The sequence below is a fragment of the Microcoleus sp. MOSTC5 genome, assembly GCF_036701825.1.
In the GTDB taxonomy this organism is placed as follows: domain Bacteria; phylum Cyanobacteriota; class Cyanobacteriia; order Cyanobacteriales; family Microcoleaceae; genus Microcoleus; species Microcoleus asticus.
This window is the reverse complement of record NZ_JAUBRK010000054.1, coordinates 26,243-47,236: the sequence shown is the minus strand read 5'-3', so window position 1 is coordinate 47,236 and position 20,994 is coordinate 26,243. Positions and strand designations below refer to the sequence as shown.

Annotated in this window: 23 protein-coding genes and 3 pseudogenes; 12 read left to right on the top strand and 14 right to left on the bottom strand. The window is 45.3% G+C overall.

The features are described from left to right. Positions 1 to 11: 11 nt before the first annotated feature. Both QUA54_RS25385 and QUA54_RS34575 read right to left on the bottom strand, forming a co-directional pair. Positions 12 to 239 carry a hypothetical protein gene (locus tag QUA54_RS25385; protein ID WP_333416823.1) on the bottom strand — a complete coding sequence of 76 codons (228 nt, stop codon included), beginning with the start codon at positions 237 to 239 and terminating at the stop codon, positions 12 to 14. A gap of 182 nt (positions 240 to 421) precedes the next feature. Continuing rightward, positions 422 to 628 (bottom strand): transposase, encoded by a 207-nt coding sequence (locus QUA54_RS34575; RefSeq protein ID WP_445301586.1) that lies wholly within the window; start codon positions 626 to 628, stop codon positions 422 to 424. A gap of 154 nt (positions 629 to 782) precedes the next feature. On the opposite strand from QUA54_RS34575, the gene QUA54_RS25380 reads away from it, so the two are divergent. Further along, positions 783 to 911: a hypothetical protein gene (locus QUA54_RS25380; RefSeq protein WP_333416844.1), complete on the top strand. Its 129-nt coding sequence runs from the start codon at positions 783 to 785 to the stop codon at positions 909 to 911. A gap of 151 nt (positions 912 to 1,062) precedes the next feature. After that, positions 1,063 to 1,461, top strand: coding sequence for an alpha/beta hydrolase (locus QUA54_RS25375; protein ID WP_445301585.1), 399 nt, complete (start codon positions 1,063 to 1,065; stop codon positions 1,459 to 1,461). A gap of 81 nt (positions 1,462 to 1,542) precedes the next feature. On the opposite strand, the gene QUA54_RS25370 is transcribed toward QUA54_RS25375, so the two are convergent. Continuing rightward, positions 1,543 to 2,505: an aldo/keto reductase gene (locus tag QUA54_RS25370; RefSeq protein WP_333416821.1), complete on the bottom strand. Its 963-nt coding sequence runs from the start codon at positions 2,503 to 2,505 to the stop codon at positions 1,543 to 1,545. Positions 2,506 to 2,606: 101 nt separating this feature from the next. On the opposite strand from QUA54_RS25370, the gene QUA54_RS25365 reads away from it, so the two are divergent. Both QUA54_RS25365 and QUA54_RS25360 read left to right on the top strand, forming a co-directional pair. Further along, a complete protein-coding gene (locus QUA54_RS25365) occupies positions 2,607 to 2,771 on the top strand; it encodes a hypothetical protein (protein ID WP_333416820.1) in 165 nt (54 codons plus the stop codon). A 237-nt stretch (positions 2,772 to 3,008) separates the two neighbouring features. Then, positions 3,009 to 3,749 (top strand): uracil-DNA glycosylase family protein, encoded by a 741-nt coding sequence (locus tag QUA54_RS25360; protein WP_333416819.1) that lies wholly within the window; start codon positions 3,009 to 3,011, stop codon positions 3,747 to 3,749. A gap of 236 nt (positions 3,750 to 3,985) precedes the next feature. On the opposite strand, the gene QUA54_RS25355 is transcribed toward QUA54_RS25360, so the two are convergent. From QUA54_RS25355 to QUA54_RS25330, 6 genes are all read right to left on the bottom strand, one after another. After that, the gene (locus QUA54_RS25355) at positions 3,986 to 5,086 is read right to left on the bottom strand and encodes an SDR family NAD(P)-dependent oxidoreductase (RefSeq protein ID WP_333416817.1); all 1,101 of its coding nucleotides are present in this window, start codon (positions 5,084 to 5,086) and stop codon (positions 3,986 to 3,988) included. A gap of 574 nt (positions 5,087 to 5,660) precedes the next feature. Continuing rightward, on the bottom strand, positions 5,661 to 6,698 hold the full coding sequence (locus tag QUA54_RS25350; RefSeq protein ID WP_333416816.1) for a hemerythrin domain-containing protein: 1,038 nt from the start codon (positions 6,696 to 6,698) through the stop codon (positions 5,661 to 5,663). Positions 6,699 to 6,864: 166 nt separating this feature from the next. After that, a complete protein-coding gene (locus tag QUA54_RS25345) occupies positions 6,865 to 7,104 on the bottom strand; it encodes a hypothetical protein (protein ID WP_333187678.1) in 240 nt (79 codons plus the stop codon). Between the two features lie 217 nt (positions 7,105 to 7,321). Beyond that, on the bottom strand, positions 7,322 to 7,861 hold the full coding sequence (locus tag QUA54_RS25340; protein WP_333416814.1) for a vitamin K epoxide reductase family protein: 540 nt from the start codon (positions 7,859 to 7,861) through the stop codon (positions 7,322 to 7,324). A 547-nt stretch (positions 7,862 to 8,408) separates the two neighbouring features. Then, on the bottom strand, positions 8,409 to 8,675 hold the full coding sequence (locus tag QUA54_RS25335) for a hypothetical protein (protein ID WP_333416813.1): 267 nt from the start codon (positions 8,673 to 8,675) through the stop codon (positions 8,409 to 8,411). 313 nt (positions 8,676 to 8,988) lie between these two features. Further along, on the bottom strand, positions 8,989 to 9,132 hold the full coding sequence (locus QUA54_RS25330) for a hypothetical protein (protein ID WP_333416812.1): 144 nt from the start codon (positions 9,130 to 9,132) through the stop codon (positions 8,989 to 8,991). On the opposite strand from QUA54_RS25330, the gene QUA54_RS34570 reads away from it, so the two are divergent. After that, positions 9,080 to 9,229, top strand: coding sequence for an IS1/IS1595 family N-terminal zinc-binding domain-containing protein (locus tag QUA54_RS34570; RefSeq protein ID WP_445301584.1), 150 nt, complete (start codon positions 9,080 to 9,082; stop codon positions 9,227 to 9,229). The two genes, QUA54_RS25330 and QUA54_RS34570, sit on opposite strands and share 53 nt — an antisense overlap. A 122-nt stretch (positions 9,230 to 9,351) precedes the next feature. Here QUA54_RS34570 and QUA54_RS25325 read toward each other — a convergent pair. Then, positions 9,352 to 10,418 (bottom strand): annotated as a pseudogene (locus tag QUA54_RS25325) (ISKra4 family transposase). A 78-nt stretch (positions 10,419 to 10,496) separates the two neighbouring features. On the opposite strand from QUA54_RS25325, the pseudogene QUA54_RS25320 reads away from it, so the two are divergent. Further along, positions 10,497 to 10,982 (top strand): annotated as a pseudogene (locus QUA54_RS25320) (IS1 family transposase); the annotation flags it as partial. Positions 10,983 to 10,988: 6 nt separating this feature from the next. Here the strand turns inward: QUA54_RS25320 and QUA54_RS25315 are convergent. The 3 genes and pseudogenes from QUA54_RS25315 to QUA54_RS25305 form a co-directional block, all read right to left on the bottom strand. After that, positions 10,989 to 11,099, bottom strand: a pseudogene (locus QUA54_RS25315) (DUF6745 domain-containing protein); the annotation flags it as partial. Positions 11,100 to 11,187: 88 nt separating this feature from the next. After that, positions 11,188 to 11,862 carry a 7-cyano-7-deazaguanine synthase QueC gene (gene queC, locus QUA54_RS25310; protein ID WP_333416810.1) on the bottom strand — a complete coding sequence of 225 codons (675 nt, stop codon included), beginning with the start codon at positions 11,860 to 11,862 and terminating at the stop codon, positions 11,188 to 11,190. Positions 11,863 to 12,024: 162 nt separating this feature from the next. Then, positions 12,025 to 13,359, bottom strand: coding sequence for a cytosine deaminase (locus QUA54_RS25305; protein WP_333416809.1), 1,335 nt, complete (start codon positions 13,357 to 13,359; stop codon positions 12,025 to 12,027). A 315-nt stretch (positions 13,360 to 13,674) separates the two neighbouring features. On the opposite strand from QUA54_RS25305, the gene QUA54_RS25300 reads away from it, so the two are divergent. The 5 genes from QUA54_RS25300 to QUA54_RS25280 all read left to right on the top strand — a co-directional run bounded on the left by QUA54_RS25300 (position 13,675) and on the right by QUA54_RS25280 (position 18,754). Continuing rightward, complete coding sequence (locus QUA54_RS25300; RefSeq protein ID WP_333416808.1) at positions 13,675 to 14,583, top strand: class I SAM-dependent methyltransferase; 909 nt, start codon at positions 13,675 to 13,677, stop codon at positions 14,581 to 14,583. A gap of 368 nt (positions 14,584 to 14,951) precedes the next feature. Further along, entirely contained in the window at positions 14,952 to 16,199 is a 1,248-nt protein-coding gene (locus QUA54_RS25295) for a GTP cyclohydrolase II (RefSeq protein WP_333416807.1), read from the top strand. Positions 16,200 to 16,288: 89 nt separating this feature from the next. Continuing rightward, on the top strand, positions 16,289 to 17,371 hold the full coding sequence (locus QUA54_RS25290; RefSeq protein WP_172192872.1) for an adenylate/guanylate cyclase domain-containing protein: 1,083 nt from the start codon (positions 16,289 to 16,291) through the stop codon (positions 17,369 to 17,371). Beyond that, on the top strand, positions 17,368 to 18,615 hold the full coding sequence (locus QUA54_RS25285; RefSeq protein WP_333416806.1) for a URC4/urg3 family protein: 1,248 nt from the start codon (positions 17,368 to 17,370) through the stop codon (positions 18,613 to 18,615). The genes QUA54_RS25290 and QUA54_RS25285 overlap by 4 nt, the downstream gene beginning before the upstream one ends. Continuing rightward, complete coding sequence (locus QUA54_RS25280; protein WP_333416805.1) at positions 18,596 to 18,754, top strand: hypothetical protein; 159 nt, start codon at positions 18,596 to 18,598, stop codon at positions 18,752 to 18,754. Before QUA54_RS25285 ends, QUA54_RS25280 begins: the two co-directional genes overlap by 20 nt. A gap of 154 nt (positions 18,755 to 18,908) precedes the next feature. Here QUA54_RS25280 and QUA54_RS25275 read toward each other — a convergent pair whose 3' ends face one another. Then, positions 18,909 to 19,481: a DUF4360 domain-containing protein gene (locus tag QUA54_RS25275; protein ID WP_333198668.1), complete on the bottom strand. Its 573-nt coding sequence runs from the start codon at positions 19,479 to 19,481 to the stop codon at positions 18,909 to 18,911. 607 nt (positions 19,482 to 20,088) lie between these two features. On the opposite strand from QUA54_RS25275, the gene upp reads away from it, so the two are divergent. Beyond that, positions 20,089 to 20,724, top strand: coding sequence for a uracil phosphoribosyltransferase (upp, locus tag QUA54_RS25270; protein ID WP_333416804.1), 636 nt, complete (start codon positions 20,089 to 20,091; stop codon positions 20,722 to 20,724). The last annotated feature ends 270 nt before the right edge of the window (positions 20,725 to 20,994 follow it).

Below are 20,994 nucleotides of genomic sequence, written 5' to 3'. Positions count from 1 at the left end.
TGACCGTTCAATTACCATCTAGCCGCAACAGGCACAAATCCAGATTGCCCTTTAGCCGCCTTTTCTGCTTTCGATGGTTTAGCTGAAAGTTCAAATTGAATCTTCGTCACAATCTCTGGATAAACCTTCTCTAAAGCTTGAGTTAATTTCTCAGGATGATAGCTATTATCCAACAAGATTGTGGTCTGGGGCAGGTCGTCCGGTTTAGATTTGAAGTAATCAATGTTGTGTGTGAGCATTTCAATTAACCCCGAGGGTCATCAGATACACTGGCTTTGGAGAGGGTGAGTAAAGAAGGGGAAACCTAGTATATCTACCGCTAGATGTCTTTGGATGTCATTCGTGCTTTTATAGAAACAAAACCCTTTTGACTCAATACTGGCATTACAAGTATTTTTCACAGCTTGGGAGTCAATGATAATTAGAGTCGTCCACTGCGGTTTTTTTTGACTTGTTCGCCTACAAGGCTATGTATTTGTGCCTCAATCCGTTCGAGAGAGCCATGCTCAAACCAATTTTGGTAATGCCAGAAGACTGTTGAATATGGCGGTAGATCTCTGGGTAAATCTCCCCAATTACAACCGTTCTTGAGCTGATAAAATATGCCCGAAAAAGAGTTGTCGCGCAAGTCCCCACTGGGGGTCGAGTTTTCTTATTCTGGGATAGTAAAGCCTCGATTATTTCCCACTATGAGTCTTTCAAATCGCTTGAATATCCCATTTCTCACCCCAGCTCACTTGAATTTATCTACTCCGCCTTGATTCTACGCGATCGCCCAAAAGATGATATCAAATGGTTTCTATAAATGGACGCCTGCTGGCACGACCAACGCAGCCTACGGGAACGGCACCAAGCGGTCTGCAACCGTTGGGACTTTCCACCAAGCGCGACGGACTCCTCTACGTGCCTAAAAATTACCAAGCTTCCCGACCCGCACCACTGGTGGTGATGCTGCACGGAGCAGGTGGCGACGCACGCGGCGGTCTGACTCCGTTCCAAAACCTCGCCGATGCTACTGGACTTATCCTGCTGGCACCTGCCTCGCGCCGCCAGACGTGGGATGTGCTGGTCGGTGGGTACGGCCCCGATATTGCCTTGATTGACCAGGCGCTGGCGCAGACGTTCAGCCGCTACGCTGTAGACCCTACCCGCATTGCGATCGAGGGTTTCTCGGACGGGGCTTCCTATGCCCTAAGTGTCGGCATCACGAACGGCGACTTGTTCAGCCATGTCATAGCGTTCTCGCCGGGGTTTATGAGACCACCTTCACAGGTTGGCGAACCGCGTCTGTTCATCTCGCACGGCACGCGAGACTCTGTTTTACCGATCGATCCTTGTAGCCGTCAGATAGTGCGACAGGTGCGGGGTGCTGGCTACGATGTGGTTTATCGGGAGTTCGACGGCCCCCACACAATTCCCCCTGCGATTATAGAATCGGCACTAGACTGGTTCACGGCGTAGCAGGGTATTCTCGGCAAATCTAAATTTGTCAATTCTCAATGAACACAAAAGGTTGAGCAACTGTTGCTCAACGTCTCTCGATTACGTTCGCATCAGTTGCTGAATGCGCTGTGGCTCCTCTCCCAGCCAATCTAGATTCTGGGCAGTGCTGTCGAAAATTGATGAAGTTTTGAACGGCTCAAACTCGCCGCGTGATGCCGCTTCTGCCGTTTTTGCTAACAGCGATCGCACCTGCTCCTCATTCATTGGCTGGAACGTCCGCACCGCCTCAAACGCTTGATCGAGAATCTCCATGCTGTCAATTCCCGTAATCACAACCGATGTAGGTAGATTCAGCGCATAGTGCAGACACTCAATTGCCGTTACCGTATTTGACCGTAACAAAATCCCGTTTGCCATGCTTTTCATGCCAAGAATGCCGATGTCCTGTTTAACCAGTTCTGGCACAACTAGCTTCGCAAAGCTTCGGTAGTGTGCATCCATCACATTCAGCGGCAACTGAGCTGTATCAAATTTAAACCCATAACTGGCTGCAACTTCCAGCATATGCAGATGAATCTGGGGGTCTTTGTGTCCGGTGAAGCCAATATATCGGAGTTTGCCAGCTTCCCGCGCCTCCATTAAGGCGGCATTTGCCCCTTCTGGATCGAAAACTCGATGCGGGTCCTCGAACCGGAGGATTTCGTGGTGCTGGACGAGATCGATGCAATCAACTTGCAGGCGTTGCAGCGATTCGTCTAGCTGTCTTGCGGCTTCTTTCTTGGAGCGACCGTCAATTTTAGTCATCAGGAATACTTTGTCTCGGTAGCCATCGCGGAGAGCTTTCCCCATGCGAATATCGCTGACTCCACCGTTGTAATCCCAACTGTTATCCATAAAAGTGATGCCACGGTCGATCGCAGTGCGAACAATCCGGATACCGAGTTGCTCATCAACATACTTCAATCCGATGTGCCAACCACCCAATCCGATCGCGGAAACCCTCTCTCCTGTGCTGCCAAGAGTTCGGTATACCATTTCTGAGTTTGACGTACTTTCTGACATTTGTTCTCCTTGTTTTGCAGCTATTGCTTAACTGCATATAGCTATAATCAAATTCAAATGCAAGGAATTGTTTACAACATCTTGCTTGAGACACACTAGAAGTGAGTATTGGCAATTTAGGAGGTGTGAGGTACATGGTTGAGTTGATGCGTTATGCGATCGCAGATCAGGTAGCTGATGAGTTCGCTGTTTTTGTCGGGTCAAGCATACCAGTGCTATCAGACTATGCTGCCAGTCGTGTTGGAATCTACGAGGAGCATCCCTAGTTGTGATATACCTGGTAGATACCAATGTGCTGTTACGGTTTGTCGATCGCTCTCACCCACTTCATTCGGTTATCAGGGCGGCTATTCGGCAGTTACGTGGTGATGGGCATCAGCTACAAGTCACCTCTCAAAATTGCGTTGAGTTTTGGAATGTTGCTACACGTCCCATTGAGAGAAAAGGGTTGCTATTTAACTGTTCAAAGATGGAAAAATTAAAAGTATTTTTTTAGGGAATTTATGACAACATTGTTAAATAAGATTGCTCACTGTCCTCACGTAAATTTTTGTATTCAAAATCCGTCGGTTGAGCATCCATGTCGTGAGATTGTTTTTTCCCAGTCATCTTCTAGCCTGAACGAATACCAAGTACCTGAACCGTGGAGTGGACGTATAGAACAAGCTCCTATTTTATTTCTAAGCTCCAATCCGTCCATTAGCTCAGTTGAAGACTATCCACGTTGGTCATGGTCAGATGATGCCATTGATGACTTCTTCAATAATCGCTTTGGTGGTGGACGCAAGGTATGGATTTTAGATGGCAGAAAATCACTACAAAAAGATGGAACGTATGGTGGTAGTGTTAACTTTTGGAGTGCGGTTCAAAAAAGGGCTATTGAGCTGTTTCAGCGTAATGTCACTCCAGGAAGTGATTATGCAATTACCGAAATAGTGCATTGTAAGTCAGTGAGTGAAATTGGTGTAAAAAAAGCGCAGAATCAGTGCGTTCAGAGTTACTTGAAAAAAGTCTTGGAAATCTCATCAGCACGGGTTGTTGTAGTAATGGGAGTGTCGGCAAGAGAGGCAATGCAATATGAGTTCAATATCCCTAAAGATGTTTCTCTGTTCGGACCGATAGCGATTGGCGACCGAGAAAAGCTGATTACTTTCCTTCCTCACCCAAGTGCGTTTGGTATCAAAAAATTTGCTAATTGTCTAAAATATGATGAACTTGAAAGCTTACGTGCATTTTTACGTTAGTCCAAATACAAAAGCAAAATCCTTCTAACTCTACACACAGATAGAGGAACAATGAACTTCATCTAATACTGTTGATAGTGACGATCGCGAAAACAAGCAGTAAAAGCGATGCAGAAGCTGGCAGTATTCGGTGGAACAGGGATTATTGGGCGCGGCATCACTGAAATCGCTGGTTCAGGCGCTGGCATTTGTGCCGTGATTCCAGAGGACTGAACCTCTTTAGCGGAGAGTTGTGCTTATACGTGTCCATTCGATCCAGTTTCAACCTGCTTATCTGCTCCCGCACCATTTGCCTTCTTGCTCGCCATCTCATTGTTTTGCCGTGCCGCTTTGTCGCTCAAAGAGGTTAACACTGAAGGCGATAAAGATGAGTGGCTGTCTTTTCCAAAAGCGCGTTCGGTACCAATGCCACCTGTTCCAGGTAACAACCGATTAAACCAACCGATCGCAGTAGTAGAAAGCCCTGGAAAAAGAGCATAGAGTCTGGCACTAAACCAAGTCCAAAGTGGCACAATTACCTCTGCATCACCCCGTCGAAATCCAGCAATAGTCTCACGAGCAACTTTTTCGGCACTCGTCGAGATCCAGGGCAAGGAATCAGCAATGCTGAACCAGGTAAACTCCTTGCGGTGCTGACCTTTGAACATAGCGTGGTCTATCACGCCCGTGCGGATGAAACCCGGACATACCGTTGTGACAGCAATCCCGTCCTTTGCCAGTTCTGTCCGCATCCCTTCCGACAAACCGGTTAAGGCAAATTTGCTGGCGCAATACGCCAACATATGCGGGGAAACTACCTTGCCGCCGATCGAAGAGATATTAACGATGCGTCCAGCCTGTCGTTGACGCATTTCCAGGAAAACCGCATAAGTAGTGTATAGCGGTGCCCAGAAATGCAGCTTCATCAAATCGTCGTAGTCCTCCATCGTCAATACGTCCATTGGCCCCACAAGGTCGGTGCCTGCGTTGTTAATGAGGATGTCGATCTGACCGAAGCGATCGCGCACCTGCTGCACCATCTGCTCAACCTGGGAGCGATCGGTCACATCACAGGGAACAGCCAGCACCTCTCCACCGCACTGGTCCAGCTCGACACGCGCCCTTTCGAGTTCTGCGCGATCGCGGGCACAAATTGCCAAACGCGCTCCTTGCTGCACCAACTGGCGTGCCATAACCAAACCAAGTCCCCGAGAACCACCCGTAAGCAGCACCGTTTTGCCTGTGAGATCGTATTGACGTTCGCGCCACGATCGCACCACCCAAAGCACGACGAACAAAGCGCCCGCGCCAACTGCAAAAAGAATAAGAGGATTCTGATAATCTATATAGAAATTCATGGTTAAAACTCAAATGCTGATGTATTGTGAAGCGCAGTCTACGTTATTACCTGAACCTGATTTAGCAATCCTAAATCATGTGTAAATTTCTTACTCCCGAGCGAGCGGGTTCGGGGAGGGTTGGGGTGGGGTAAAAAATTTACGGCTCCTGCAAGGATTGCTATAGTAAAACCCTAAACTTCTGCTCTCCTGTGACTAAAAACTTGTCATATTTGAGCTAATGCTGTGTCTAATATAGCAATCCTAAATCATTTGTGAATTTCTTACTCCCTCCCCTTACCAAGGGGAGGGCTGGGGTGGGGTAAAAATGTACGGCTCAAATTAGCACTACCTATCTACCTCTTCTTGTTCCGCTTTAAGTTGTTAGCCACAGTTTTTTCTTCTAAACAGAAGTTGCCCTCAAAGGAGAACTTCTGTTTAGAAGCGGCTCTTATGGCGATCGCGACCTGCTAGAGTGTGGGAGCTAAAAAGCTATTTTCTTATTGCACAATCAGCTACCCTCTCAATAAAAGCCGTGCAGCCACTTATCGGGCAATGCTTTGTCTTGTAATGAGAGGGTTGGCTGTTTTTGCAATTAGGCTGCCATTTCTTGCTGAATCTTGCTCTTAGCAGCTTTAAATTCGGTTGCCATTTGCTCTTTTTGCTCCTCGCTGCAATTGTTGTCAATCGCCGAGAACATGGTAAATTCTTCTTGGCGTATGTGGTCGCCAACCACATCCATCAGGTCTTTAATTCTCGATCTAAACTCGTCGGCATTAGTGGGGTCAATAGCCTTAATTTCATCGAGCATCCGCTTCATTTGCGCTTGCTCATCGTACAGCTCTTGAGTGTTGTCATCACCGTAGAACGATCGAACTTTCGGATAGACGACTTCTTCTTCAGCTTGAGCGTGTACCAACAAATCTTTATAGATTTGCCCGAAATACTCTTGAAGCTTTTGAGGGTCTTTAGTAGCTCCGATTTCGGTGAAGATGGTATTGACCTTGTTATGATCCAGCCGGATGAGGGTCTGGATGTTCATATCTTGTTTGTCAGTGTTTTGGGTGGCTATGCTGCCAACTACACCCGACAATGCAGCAACTCCATCTTGCACTCGTGCCCAGAGTCCCTGGTCAGCGTCTTTACCAGTCATTTCGCGGACACCCACGAGTTCGAGCATTCCTTTGAGTTGTTCTTGGTGAGCGCGACCCTCAAAATTGACGGTATTCAAAGGCCCAATTGCCACTTCAATATCAGCTCCAACCTTCTGAGCGGCTTTGTGAATAATGATTCCACTCATGGCTTGACCATGCTTCATGAGTTCGTGGTGCATGAGTTTCTGATAATACGTAAACTCATCGCCTGACATCATCTTCTCAAACTGCGGAATAAATATCTTGGTCGCAGCACTAGGTTCAGCTTGAATGCCGTATTGAACCATCACTGTCTCTATAATGCCCAGGTTTTTCTGGTCATCCTCAAGCATATTCTGGAGACGCTTGCGAACATCTTCATCAGGGCAGGCATCTATTAGCTTTTGATCGTTCGAGATAATTAAATTTTGAAAGGCTTTCAAGTCTGCCAATCTTTCGCCGATCGCAACCCGTTTTGTATCCTCTAACGTTGTAACCATGTTTAGTTATCCTCGGTTAAATAATCTGATCGATCTTTGTTGTTATCCGGTTTAACAGCCGATTTTGGCTCGGCATTATTTACAAATAAGGCAGTGTCTCGACCGCGTTATCTGCTGAGCTACCGTTCATCTCGTTCACCAATTTGCGCGATTTTCAAGAATCTTTTTAACGCGAGTCAGTTCCTTGATTTGGACTACCAACAACTTTGGGGGCAGCTCCTGGAGCTTCAGGTTCACTACCGGGATTAACGTCAGTACCGGATTGTTGACCTGTCATGCGATATGTCTCATCAACTGGAGTGTCACCCTCTTCTGTGGTCGGTATACTGGTTTGGGTTCCAGGATTATCTTGAGGGTCGTATTTTGCATCATCTTGCCGAGTGTCTGGAGGAGTATCTGATGCCATAATTTGCACCTGTTTTTGACTTTACTCTACAAGGCTATCATTCAGTTTCTAGTGGGTGTTCTATCCTCAGACAGGACTCGTTCTACCACTAATTCTAGAGGGAACATTTAACAAAAATAATTGCATAAAATATGTGCAATCATTCTCGATCGGGCTTAACATTTGTTGTAAGCCCAACACCGCTGTAGAAAACCCGTACTTTTCCCCGTTGTATCGATTACCGTGTGTTGCCCTGTGCTTCGGTGTCCTGGTCACGGCGTCCCAGCAGGGTGCCAACAGCAGTAAGAACCTCCGGCACTGCGAGTACGATCGACGCGATCGAGCAAACCGTCGCAACTTGGCAGTATTCACAAAACGCCTTGTTCTCGCTCCACTCTTGACGAGCTAACTCGACATTGGTCACCCCGTCCAACACGAGCTTGATACCCATTGCAATTGGTAACAAAGGGTTGCGCCTAGCGCGGTCTAGACCGCCAGCAGCAGCCAGCCAAGCAGTGAGGGCATAATTAGCCACCATTATTGGCCCGTCGGGTGAGTTGAATTTGTTGTAAGCGTAATTAGAAGCGTCAACGCGGTCTGCATCGAAAAGCTTTTGTCCCGGCGGATCTGGTAGGTGATTAACGATCCCAGTCTGGTAGAGTGTGACGGCTTGTCCCATCGAACCCCCAAGCATAGATAAGCCGATAATCCATCGCCGACGGGTCATGTGAGGGTTCTGTCCTTTACGCAGTTCCTCACTCAGTTGTTTTGGGTCCATAAAGCGCAATCCTCAATAATAATGTATGCGTTAACGATCACATCAGCCATACACAAAGCGTTTCAATGAAAATGAATAGGATACGCACGATTGAACCCAATCCAACGATGCGATCGTCCTGCGCTGAGAGTGTATAGATTTCCCATCATTTTATGGATTCAATTTGATGCGTACCACTTACCTAAGAGGTACTTTAAATAAAGCGCTATATTTCAAGCTCTTGTATAGAAAAGCTTCAACTCGGTTAATATTATGTCATTTCTTTAGGTAGGTCCTTAGACAAAGTAACAGCATTAAAGTTTAGTAGAGGGCTTTTTATTGAATTCAACCTTTTTATAGGAAAAAGGAATAAAAAAATTTTCTTAGTAAAAACGGTTTCATCTTTAAAAAGCTCCCCAAGAGGTTATCTTAGGGAGCTTTGTTAGTCCTTCTAGCAGGTTTCTCAAGTCGATGGTTTCCTAATTACTTTCCCAACACCCGATAAAATATCGGAAATCACTCTCTAGGTAAAGTCATTCGACTCTAATCCTCAGTCGGCTTTGGTAATTTACGGCCTGCCAAGCATTTTGAAATAGCTTTCCCAAAATTGCTTTTGGGCTTCGATTGACAGACGAGCCACCATAGCCTGCAATTCCAGAGAACTCGTCACCACCTGTTCCTGAAATTTCAGGTTGTTAGCGACAGTATCGCGGACGTTGGGCATATTGGAACTTGGCATATTCGGCATCATGGATGCCCAGCTAATGAAAAGGCCTCTCTGCAATTCGCTTAACTGTCTTAGGTACTGTTCGGTGTTAGTATTCCAATCCATCATGTTTCTCCTTTGATTGGGGTATTAAATACTGATTGTCTTGTCTGCAAACAATCAAGTTGATAATCAATTATAGTCTGTATAGTCTGCAATGGATAATAACCATGTTTCTTAAGCACACTTGTAAATAAGATTTGTATGATAAGCAAGCTGTAATCAATACCTAATAGGCTTTACAGGTTGTCAAAAAATACATTTCAACGCATATCCAGCCTGCGCCATAAGCTTGACTTAGTTAGATGAAAGCCTAACTACTGATGACTGTGCGTATTTTCAATTTTTGATTTTCGATTGGGAGGAGAAGATGCTTCCGGATTCAGGCTTGGGGATAATCTAAAATCTCCAAATCCTGGGTAGTGCTCAAGATGTAATGATGAAGAAGTAGAGTTTCTGGTTGTTCTCCTCCCATGCCTACCTGCCCCATTTGTGTCTCTTCCCAAACGGTTAAGAATGGTCGCATCCACAACGGTAAACAAAGGTTTAAATGCCAAGACTGCGGACGACAATTCATCGAACAACCGACTAAAAAAGTGATCGACTCGCCACACGGGAACTGATTGACAGATTGCTCCTGGAACGTATTTCTCTGGCTGGAATCGCTCGTGCAGCAAAGGTTTCTGGACAATGGTTGCTTTCCCTACGTCAACGAGAAAGGGTGCATCTCACTTTGGCACATATATCAAATTGAAAGTTGACCGTTGAGATAAGCACAGCGAAGAGCAAGGATAGAGGAAACGTTCTCAATATTCCATTGCGCTCCCGATATTTTCACTCTTAATCCAATGCGTTTTATTGTTGATTCCACTGTTCCAGAACCAATCGAACTTATGGATTATTCTTGGTAGTATTGGTAATTTACTATTCGGCAGCGATGGGTCTCTAAATAATTGCAAAACGTTTTAAATGCTTTACCTTTAAAGTCTTTAAATAAATCTATAACTTCATCAAGTTTGCCTTTCCATAACATATTTTCTGCTGATTTCAATCGTTTTATTGAACCACCTACCTTGTAGAGATTTTCTTTGATATGATACCAATCTAAGATTTCTTGTCTTTGTTCATTATCTCCAATTTCTTTAAATATGTTCCAAATCCCGGCATGGCCATCTCCTATGCAATACATAGGGTGTAGTAATTTTTGGCTATTAGTCCAATCAATTAAATCTTGATTATTTTGAAAAAATGCTCCCGAATAAACATTATCTAAACACACGGCTTTATAGTCTTTCCAGTAACAGCTCTCCCCCTTGGTTTCGTTGCGTAGTCTGACTTTACCGCCATCCAATGTAATTTCTTTGACTCCTTGTTGAGATGTAGGTAATTCAACTTCTTGTCGATTGACTAATCTTTGTAATGTACTGTGAGAAATTTTGATACCCGTAAATTTTTCCAAATCTTTTTCTGCCATTTGATAAGATTCGTTAGCAGTGATTAAAAGACAGCAGTTTTCCATCAGTGGACTAAATTGACTGTAAGCTTTTAATCCAAAATATTTGGCCTGATTATCTGTAATGTCGAGCGAGCCGATTATTGATTTTATTTTTCGGGGTTTTCCTGTTTTAATTCCTGATACTGCTGAAAAAAAAAGTTACCTATTTCTGGACGAACTTCTGATAACATTTTCTGACAAACTGATTTTTCTATACTTTCAAAACTTTTTAACTCGGTTGACTCTGTATTTCTGTAAAGAATTTTTGCTACCGCTTTTAAGTGGGCTTTTAGCTGTTGTTGGTCTGAGGGTGTCATTTTATTTACCTCATCTTTATTTGACGATTTTACTAGCTTTTTCATTTTAACTTTTTTTTGACACCTTCGCAAAAGTGAGATGCACCCAACGAGAAATATGCCAAGGTGTCCCGCCAAGTGCAGGTAACACCAAAAAAAAGGGGAGGCGTGAGCGTTTCAATGCGATGAGTTATGGTCATTTGTAGACAACAAAGGCAACAAGCAGTGGGTCCCGTTGGCGCTTGATGCAGACACTCGTGAGATTGTTGGCGTTTACATTGGCGCACGGGATGAAGCAGCAGCCCGCAAATTGTGGGAATCGTTGCCTCCGGTCTATCGCCAATGTGCAATCGCCTATACGGATTTCTGGGCAGCGTATGGAGCCGTTCTACCGAGCAAACGACATCGAGCCATCGGGAAGGAAACCGGCTCTCACCAGCTACCGAAGAGCGATTCAACAATACATTGAGGCAACGGGTGTCTCGGCTAGTCAGAAAAACCTTGTCCTTTTCAAAATCGTTGGAGAATCACATTGGTGCCATCTGGTATTTCATTCATCACTACAATGCATCATTACTTGTGTAGCACTACCGCTTTTTGCCGATCGATTGGTTCGGTAGAAAGTGCGATCGCTCTCCATTTCTCCCGATATACCGGAATCAAAGCCTCTTGTTCTTGAGTGAGCCGATAGATTGCATTCATAAGAAACCGGGTTTTTTGTCGCTTCTGCCATCTGTAATGTATTATCGCAAAAAAACCCGGCTTCTGGGCCGTCGCGCGCAAGTCATCTTTAAGCGTAAGCCACGGGATCTTTTAATCCCAATTCCTCAAAAGCAGCCAGCCGCAGCCGACAAGAATCGCAAACGCCGCAGGCATTTTCGCCGCCTGCATAGCAAGACCAAGTTTGCTCCCAAGGCACTCCTAATTTGTTGCCTAATTGAATAATTTCTGTTTTTTTAAGTTCGATTAAAGGTGTGACAATATTAATAGCATTTCCTTCTCTGCCCTGCTTTGTTCCTAACCGAAATACTTCCTGCATGGCTTGGATGTAATCGAGGCGACAGTCGGGATAGCCGGAATAATCTAAAGCGTTTACACCGATGTAAATGCGATCGGCTTCTAGGGTTTCTGCGTAGGCGAGGGCAAAACTGAGAAAGATTGTATTTCTAGCTGGAACGTAGGTACTGGGGATGTTTTGCGACATTTCTCCCAGAGTGCGATCGATCGGCAATTCGATCTGATTATCAGTCAAAGCCGAACCGCCCCAAAGCGTCAAGTCAAAGTTTACTATCTGATGTGCCTTAACCCCGACCGAAAGTGCGATCGCCTTTGCTGATTCCAACTCCCGCCGATGTCTTTGCTTGTAGTCAAACGAAATCGCGTAACACTCGCAGCCGTCGGCCTTGGCTTGATACAAAACAGTTGAGGAATCCAGCCCTCCCGACAATAAAATAACTGCTTTCACTTAAAATCACCTCCATTAAATTAGCATTTACATTTATATCAAATCTCTTGTCAATTGACAAGATAGCAATGCTGAAATGCTTTTTGAAACATACATATTATACCACCAATCTCAAGAACAGGATCTCCGGCCAGTTCTTGAGATTGGTGCAGGATGTCAGATTTAAATTGCTAATAAATCATCGAGCTCGCGGTAATCTGGCAAAGTTGTATCAATTTTAATGCCCTGTCGCAAAACTGTGCGATCGCCCTGCACTCTAGATAACAATTCGCTAAAATTCCGCGCCTTAAACAAAATCAAATCAGCGGCTAAACCAACTGCAATTCGTCCTAAATTAGGCAATCCCATCAAATCTGCTGGAGTCTTTGTCACTGCACAGGGCCAGTCTCCATAAGGCATATCTAAATGAGCGATCCGAACTGCCATATTGAAGACTTCCAAAACGTCGTGATCGCCAAATCCGTAAAACGGATCGCGACAATTGTCGCTAGCAACTGCAACTGGAATTCCTGCTGCTTTGAGTTCGTGCAGCAACGTGACTCCCCGCCAGCGCGGTGTACGCTGAAATTGTCGGTCTTGCAGGTAAAGGTTGCACATAGGCAAGCTGACAATGCCAATATTTGCTGCTTTGACTAAAGCAAGGGTTTCTGTTACTAAATCTGGCGGTTGTACGGCTAAACTACAGCAGTGTCCGCAGATGATTTGACCGGAAAATTGATGGCGGAGGGCTGTTTTTGCTACTTGTTGCAGTGTTACAGAATCTGGATCGTCGTTTTCGTCGGTGTGGAAGTCGAGGCTTAAATTTCGTTCTTTGGCTAAGGCAAAAACTCGATCGAGTTGTTTGTCTAAGTCGGGGTTGATATAAGCGACGCCGCCGAGAATGCCGCCAATTTCAGCAATGCGATCGGCTAATTTTTCGCCGGCTGGTGTCAGGAAATAGTCGAGAGAAACCAGGGAAACTGCTTGCAAGATCAGCCGATCGCCCCATTCGGCTTGCAGCGCTTCAACTACTTCTAAACTAACGGTTCCCTGTTCCCCTGCGCTGTCGATGTGACTTCGGATAGCGTTGGTTCCGTGGGCGTAGCTGCACTTTAGTCCGAACTCCATCCGCCGATAAACATCGTCTGCATTCCAGTTGTTTTGAGCATCAGCGCACGCTGCTTCGATCGCGCTGGCAAAAGTTCCATCGGGATTGGGCGATCGTTCCCAAATGTGGCCTTTGTCTAAATGGGTGTGCATATCCACAAAACAAGGCCAAACTAAGCCCTTGCACAAATCGAAAATTGGGATATCTGCAATTGGGAATAAATGATCTGTACCTGATGGAATAATTTGAGCGATCGTACCCCCTGCAATTTCCATATCCACCAAACAAAAATTGTTCTCATTGCCCGTTATTGCGACAGTAGAAGCTGACTGGGTGCTCGATTTCATCTCTAGAAGAGACGCGGGTACGCGACCATTTTTAAGCAAATAATTAGATGTACTTGGCAACATTAATTTTGTGAGTTAGTATTTTTCTAAGAATTTAGCGCTACCGCAAAAATGCTACCGAACATCATTGTCTGTTGAGCGTCGGTTGCATTCTCGGTAACAAATGCTACCTTCTCAGTCTAACCATTTAGACATAAAATTGTACAGCGCCGATCGATCGGGGGTCGAGCGCCAACAAGCCCAGCATCTACAAATACTGATTTGCCAAACCTAGTTTTCGATCTGCTTACAGGGGTGTACTCTACCAGCCCAGCTAATGGTAATGAATTGTGGTCGTTCCACTGCCCTTAGCAACTGTACAAATCGTGAAACAGAACCATGCAAAAACTGACAAATTGCCCTGTTTGCAATTCACAAAATATCCGTTTCCGTAACAAAGCTGGCACTTCCGATGCTCCTAAAGAACCGCTGAAATGGTCGCTTTTCGGCTGTGAAGATTGCGGGCTAGGATTTCTCAATCCCCAACCTACATGGGAGGAATTGATTCCATATTATCCGCCAGATTATCTGTGCTACAACACTCACGTTGAGGATGAGGAACAAGTAGTTCAAGAAGCAAAGTGGCGGGGCGAATACCGGCACATTCCTGTCCCTGTTGGCAAGCGGTTGTTGGATGTAGGATGCGGCGGAGGATCTTTTCTGCAAGTCTTTAAAAAGCTGGGAGTTGAAGTTAAAGGCGTCGATCCTGGGGTATCGGCTACGGCGGCGGCCCGCGATAGCGGACTCGATGTTTTTACAGGCACTTTGGAAGAATATATCGCACAACATGGTACGGACGAAAAGTTCGATGTTATCACCTGTTCTCATGTTTTGATGGCAACACCTTCGCCTACGCAAACACTCGACTGCATGAGGCAGTTGCTGGCACCAAACGGTTATATTTGGGTGGCTGTACCGAACGCTGATTGCGAATCGGCGCGCCTGCTTGGCTGGCGGTGGCACAGCACTTATTTCCCCCGCAACATCATACAATTCACTCCCAAAACTCTGAGTAAAGCTGGAGAAGTTGCTGGTTTGGAAATTCGGCGACAGTCCACTTATTCTGTTCCCGAAGCGGTGGCTTTTTCGCTTTGTTTGCGGTGGCGCCATCGGTGGTTCATACCGCACAAAATTTCCAGCCGCTTGCTGTCGGAAAACTATCTCAAGCGGGTAGCGCAGGAATTGGACTCGCGCGACGAAGGCGAGGCAATTTTAATGGAATTCTGTCACCCTCAAAGTCGGGATTAAGGCGTTTTGAACACAAATATTCGACTTGAGATTTGAGATTTGAGATTTGAGATTTGAGATTGACTGCACATCTGCGGCTCAGAATCTCAAATCTTTTTTTTTCGTATTTGTTAAAAATTTAACATTGGCGTTTGGCAGTTGTGCTGTCTTTGGTGTTGGCTATACTGGAAAATATTGAACTCTGGACTTATATCTAATCCGACGAAAACCTCCTGTTATCCTGAAACCTACGCCGAGAAAGGGTTGTGTGTGTAGCGCGATTGTTTCAACCAGGGAAGTGTTTAGTGTTGGTATGATGAATCACTGTTTCAGATTGCGATTCGGCTTACAACCAACAGCAGCATCCATAGCAAGAGAAAAAAAAAACTGTGTCAAAACCGAAGCATATAGTTTTAACATCCCATCCCGACAGATCCGGCACAAAACCTCATCCCATTTACTGGGGAGAAATCGATCCCGTGAAACGGGGACCTGTTATTGGTAGCCTCAGCAAATCGTCTCACCGAAATGCGATCGGCACTCATTCGGGTTCCTACTCTGTTTATCGAGCGCTAGCAGTTGCTTCCGGCGCACTCCAAGCAGATCACCGCCCCGATTTTACCAACACATCTCCGGCGGCACACATCGGGCCACACCCGAGTTGGGGCGATCGCAATTTGATTGTTTCTCTCGATCCCTTTGGAGGTTTGGTCAGCGAAATTTATACTTCATTTTTACAGCAGGGATACGATATTCGACCGACAATTGCTGTCACTAAAGCTCACATTAATATGCCGGAGTTGCAAGATGCTATTGCTAAGGGGCGGGTGCAAATTGATGGCAAAATAGTCAAACCAGGCGGCAATTTAGCAGTCACTAAAATTGCGATCGACCCGGTATGGTATTTGCCGGGAATTGCTAGGCGGATCGGTGCCCAAGAAAGCGTTCTTCGCCGTGTCTTGTTCGAGCAAACAGGCGGAATGTTCTCGGACTTAGTGACGCGGCCGGACTTGCACGTTTTCTTGCCGCCAATTGGCGGAACTACGGTTTATATCATTGGCGATGTCGCGAATATTTCTGACTCCGACAAGCAGTTGGCGGTAAGGGTACACGATGAATGCAACGGTTCAGATGTCTTCAGTTCGGATATCTGCACTTGCCGCCCTTATTTGGTACACGGGATTGAAATTTGTATCCAAACGGCACAATCGGGCGGTTCAGGGGTAATAGTTTACTTCCGCAAGGAAGGGAGAGCTTTGGGGGAAGTGACTAAGTTTTTGGTGTACAATGCCAGAAAACGGCAGCAAGGCGGCGATCGCGCTGATGCCTATTTTACGCGCACTGAATGCGTGGCGGGAGTTCAAGATATGCGGTTTCAAGAACTAATGCCAGACGTGCTGCACTGGTTGGGGATCTCTCGCATTGACAGTTTAGTTTCTATGAGCGACATGAAATACAATGCGATTATCAATTCTGGAATTCAGGTGGTCCATCGCATCCCCATTCCTGAAGATTGGATTCCCGCAGACGCACAAGTCGAAATCATCGCCAAAAAAGCCGCCGGCTACTACACGCCAGACCCTGTGCCAGATGCTACAATTCTTGCAGAAGCGATCGGACGCGATTTAGGAGATTGAGAGGGCAAAGACGCGATCGATCGGGCGCGAACAATTGCGTCTTTGCTAAATAAAATTTATTGCTGGTTTTTGATCAGTCAGGGTAGGTTATGGCTAATTTGCGTTCTACTGTGATCGTAAAAACAGATATTTGCGGATATACCGTCAGAGTCAAAAAATTATCTCAGTCGGACTTAAGTAGTTTGTTAAACGAGCATAAAAATTTTGTTTCAGATATTAGCACCAGAAATGAAGGCAGCGTGATCAAAGGGGAAGGTGATTCATTTTGGATAATTTTTCCCAGCGTCACAGCAGCGGCTGTAGCAGCCATAGAAATGCAGCAAGAATTGAGAGCGCAGCAATCTAGCAAGGCGAACGACGAACGATTGGCTATCCGCGTGTCGATTACATTAGGAGATGTCTTGCATCAAGATAAAGATATCTTTGGCGATACGGTGAATTTAACAGCGCGCATAGAATCAGTAACTCCGCCAGATGAAATATATTTGTCCCAAGCAGCATGGCTGGCGCTCAACAAAGCAGAAGTGCAAACGTCTTTTGTCAACGAGTTTTCTTTGAAAGGGATGAGCGAACCTGAAAAAGTCTACAAAGTTGACCAAAGTTACAAAACGCGAATCATAAAAAATCAAGCAATAATTAAAGCAGATTTGAGAGGTTTTATTGGTTATCAAGAATCTAATTCTATCAAAGACGTTGAATATTTACTCACCAACTTTGATACTTTTGAAAAAACAATTTGCGAAGAATACGGCGGTACAATTCGGAGTATTGTTGGGGATTCGCATTTGTTGACTTTCCCAGAATCTCACTCAGCCTTAGCGGCAATGGAAAGTTTGTGCGAGAATTGGAAACTTTTTATTCAGGCCAATCAAATACCTTGCGGCTTGTCGGTGGGAGTGGCTAAGGGAAATTTATATATATTTAGGTCTTGCACTTACGGAAAAGATATTAACATAGCGGACAGGCTGGAAGATTTAAGTAAAATAGTAACTCCGGGTAGAGAAAGAAATTCAGTCATAGTTTCCGATCAAATAAAACGCGAAGTCAGCGGGTCGAAGTGGGAATATAAGCTGATCAAAATCGATAAAAATGCGATTTTAGATAATCTTTTAGATTACAGTCAGTTTGACTTTTTTCAAGAAAACGATGTTTATCGGTGTTTGGTTGCATGAAGTTGCACAATATTGAACTTGAGACTGTAGAATATCTGAGAACGCCGGCTGCTATTCGCCAAAAGTGCGATCGGCTTTTTGATTTAGCCCGCCTTGACAAACTCCGCTACTTCCACGTCGATTTATCCCAACTCGACAAAGCAGCAAATTATGTAATTGAGACAACGCGGGAACAGTATCCCGATTTTAACATTCCCTTTCACAGTCGCTGGCGGCATTTTGAAGCCGGCAACCTGTCGCGACTCGCAGAATTGGATGCAGCTTTAGCACAATTTTCGCTCATAGACCAAGCTAAGATAAAATTTGATTTAGCAATTGTCAGCGTTTTGCTCGATGCCGGTGCTGGTGCAGAATGGCAGTATTGCGAACCTGAAACCGGACAGATTTACCGCCGTTCTGAAGGCTTAGCAATAGCCAGCTTGCGGATGTTTTGTCAAGGTGTTTTTTCCAGCAATCCCGATTTTCCTTGGCAAGCTGATTATCGCGGACTTTCTCAATTAAAACTAGAAACCTTAGCTGCTGGATTTCAGGTAAGTCGAGACAATCCGCTAGTTGGTTTAACAGGCAGATTAGAATTATTGCAGCGTTTGGGAAAGGCGATTTGCCAGCATCCATTATTATTTGGCAGCGAAAACCCGCGTCCCGGCAATTTGGCAAAATACTTGCTCGACAGTCGGGTTTCAGTATCCAAAACAGTGAATGCTGCTGATGTATTGAGCGCTGTTTTGACAGGTTTTGGGGAAATTTGGCCGGGAAGATATGCAATTGGTGGCGTTAATTTAGGCGATGTTTGGCAGCATCGAGCCTTAACAGGAGAAAATCTGGGAGATGAATTCGTGCCGTTTCACAAACTATCGCAGTGGTTGACTTATTCGCTGTTGGAACCGCTGCAAGAAATGGGTTTAGAAGTGACTGGATTGGATGAGTTAACGGGATTGCCGGAGTACCGAAACGGCGGTTTGTGTTTGGATATCGGACTGCTGCAGGCAAAAGATTCGGCTATTTTTGAGCAGAGTTACTTGCCGGGTTCGGAAGTTATAGTAGAATGGCGATCGCTCACTGTCAATCTTTTAGATAAATTGGCCGCAGCTATTCGCGAAAAGCTGCATTTGAGTGCGGATCAATTGCCGCTGGTGAAGATTTTGCAAGGAGGAACTTGGGCGGCGGGGCGGAAAATTGCGGCCGAATTGAGGGCTGGTGGAGTGCCGCCAATTCAGATTGAAAGTGACGGCACTGTGTTTTAGAGGGAAAAAGGAAGAAGGAAGAGGGAAGAAGGAAGAAGGAAGAAGGAAGAGGGAAGAAGGAAGAGGGAAGAAGGAAGAAGGAAGAAGGAAGAGGGAAGAAGGAAGAGGGAAGAGGGAAGTTCGGCAACGGATTCTATAACGGATGTCAGGAAGAAGGAAGAGGGAAGAGGGAAGAGGGAAGAGGGAAAAAGGAAGAAGGAAGAGGGAAAATTATCCACTCTTCCAACTTAAAACTCAAAATTCAAAATTCAAACCTGAAAACTATTCCTCACACTACACTCCCCACAAGCTGCTTAGCGGCAAGTGCGATATTTGACGTGATAAACTAAACCGCGATGAGCCAAATCGAAGGAGTCAACGGTTGCCATACCGGCACCGCGGGCGGTCATCGCAGCATTTACTCGCATATTTACACTGTCGCCGCAGCGAGACCAAACATTAGCTACAGTGGCTAAGCTATCTCGAACATTGTAGTTAGTTTCGCCGCTGAGATTCCGATTAAAAACTGGGCCGCGGGCTCCAGCGAAAAAGTATTCTGCTCGCAGGTTGCCTGTGGTTTTAGGAGCCACGTAGCCGCGATAATCAGCATCGTAGATAGAAATTTGGTAGCCTTGGGGTACTTTGATGGGAATGCTCAGATTGCAGCTTTTCCGGCTTTCTGTTGAGACATTTCCCAGGGCTGCAAACTTGTCAAATAGGATGGTGAGTTCTTGACCGTCGGGGCTGACGCTGACGCTGGCGGAGCGATCTGGACAACCGCTACCGCCGTAGCTTGCACCTAAAATTTGAACTGCCGGATTAGCAAAGGCGGGGCTGATAGAAGCAGTCATTAATGCCGTAGCTAGCAATAGTTTTACAAACTTCATGGATGTTCTCCTTAATAAGTTAAGTTGTGTGTTAGGAGCACCCTAAAAAATTGAAGCTAAATTTAGATAAGCTTCTTTCAACTTGGATTGAGCCGCCTTCATGTGAAAAGATGAAAAGCCAGTCAAGCCAAGCTTATGACCTCATGTGCAGTTCCTCTTCAGGTTTTTTCGATTAGTGAATTTATCGAAAAAATAGGTTTTCTGCTGATACTTTCTAAGATTCATGTCTGCTCCTAAAAGTTCTGGAAGATTTCCGTGGGAAACTCCGGATCTGTGTTAACAGACTTGAACGAAGCGCGAGACAGCGAGCGAGACCAGTCGGGAGGCTTTTGGACCTGGATATGCGTTCCCAGGAAGAGGGCCGGAAGGAGAGGAAACCAGAGAATGAGATATTTGTTTATTTTCAAACCTCGCATACTTAGTGTCGCGCTGCGCGGAAAAAAGATAAGTGTACAAGCGAATTTTATTCCCTCGGTATTCGTGTTTTCTATACGGGTTTTATATAAGTAGTCCTGGACGCAGGGGCGGCCATAAACCGGGTTTTTTTGCGTCAAGAAGGGTTCGATGACTGATAAGTTAGAATAAAGCAAATTAATTGTTCAAAAAAATGAGTGCTAAAGTTACTGTCATAGACCATCCTTTGATACAGCACAAGTTAACTCTAATGCGGCAAACTCAAACGAGCACGGCGAAATTTCGCCAACTGCTGAAAGAGATTGGGATGCTGCTAGCTTATGAAGTGACGCGAGATTTGCCGCTAAAATACGAAGAAATAGAAACGCCGATCGCCAAAATGAATGCACCGATGCTGGCTGCGGAAAAGAACATGGTCATTATTTCGATTATGCGCGCCGGCCAGGGACTTTTAGATAGTATTTTAGAACTGATTCCGTCAGCGAGGGTAGGACATATTGGTTTGTACCGCGATCCGACAACTCGGATGGCGATCGAATATTATTTCAAAGTTCCACAGGATATCGAACAGCGAGATGTTTTAATTGTCGATCCGATGCTGGCTACTGGTAATTCAGCAGTCGCGGCAGTGGATAGGCTGAAAGAAGTTAATCCCAAGTCTATTAAATTTTTGTGCTTGCTGGCGGCACCGGAGGGACTTAAGCACTTTCACGAACAGCACCCTGACGTGCAGATTTATACGGCTGCTGTTGACGAGCGTTTGGACGAGCACGGCTATATTGTACCGGGACTGGGAGATGCGGGCGATCGGCTTTACGGCACTATGTGAATTCACTTAAATTATTATCTGCTGTATATGTCAATACATCCATTGAAAAATAAGTTTACTAACATAACTATTGCTTTGATAGTGTCAGGCAATGTAAATTGTAAGATTTTAATGTCAGGAAAAGCCTATATATAGCAAGGGTTGTAGGATTTTTTAACATTAAATTCGGAAATTGCATTATCTCAATGTATTTACTGCATTTTATGGTGTAATTCTCTGCCTTTAGTGTAATTAATCGCAGGAATTTGTTCATAAAATAGATATATGATG